Here is a 658-nt window from a genome sequence, read left to right on the forward strand (position 1 = left end):
AAACACTGACATGGGATCGGGGGGCTGAAATGACCAGCCACACCCGATTTACTGTAGCGACAGACATTCAGATTTATTTCTGTGATCCTCAATCTCCCTGGCAACGCGGCTCAAATGAAAATACAAACAGATTACTCAGACAGTATTTTCCAAAAGGAACTGACTTATCAGTGCACAGCCAACAAAGACTAAACAGTGTCGCCAGACAGCTCAACGAGAGGCCGAGAAAAACGCTGGACTATGAATCACCCGCAGAGCGGTTCAATCAATGTGTTGCATCCATCGGTTGAACTCACAGCGAGAAGCGGAAGTTAGCCGCTGCCAGATGATTGGCGAAATAATGGCGATACATACTTAAGTGTATTAGTCGCGACTTGATCTGACACACGGCCTTGAAAGGTTGAGAGTTACCGGTTTTGATATGGGTGTCGAATCCTTATGCAAAACACGAGGTAACTCTCATGCTTCATACTACCAATCCCGTCATCAAACACAAAACTGGTTTGCTCAATCTGGCTGAAGAACTCAGCAATGTGTCGAAAGCCTGTAAAATCATGGGCGTCTCGCGTGATACATTTTATCGCTATCGTGAGCTGGCCGATGAAGGCGGCGTGGATGCACTGATAAACCGCAGCCGACGTGCCCCTAATCTCAAAAA

The 658-nt window shown here is 47.0% G+C and carries 2 protein-coding genes; both read left to right on the forward strand.

Annotated elements, in window-relative coordinates; translation table 11 throughout:
• The coding region (locus E2L00_RS21375; protein ID WP_167615040.1) for an IS30 family transposase at positions 1–290 on the forward strand (290 nt) is incomplete at its 5' end.
• Between the two features lie 171 nt (positions 291–461).
• The coding region (locus tag E2L00_RS21380) for a helix-turn-helix domain-containing protein (protein WP_167614626.1) at positions 462–658 on the forward strand (197 nt) is incomplete at its 3' end.

It is taken from the genome of Cedecea colo, from assembly GCF_011808225.1.
GTDB lineage: Bacteria > Pseudomonadota > Gammaproteobacteria > Enterobacterales > Enterobacteriaceae > Dryocola > Dryocola colo.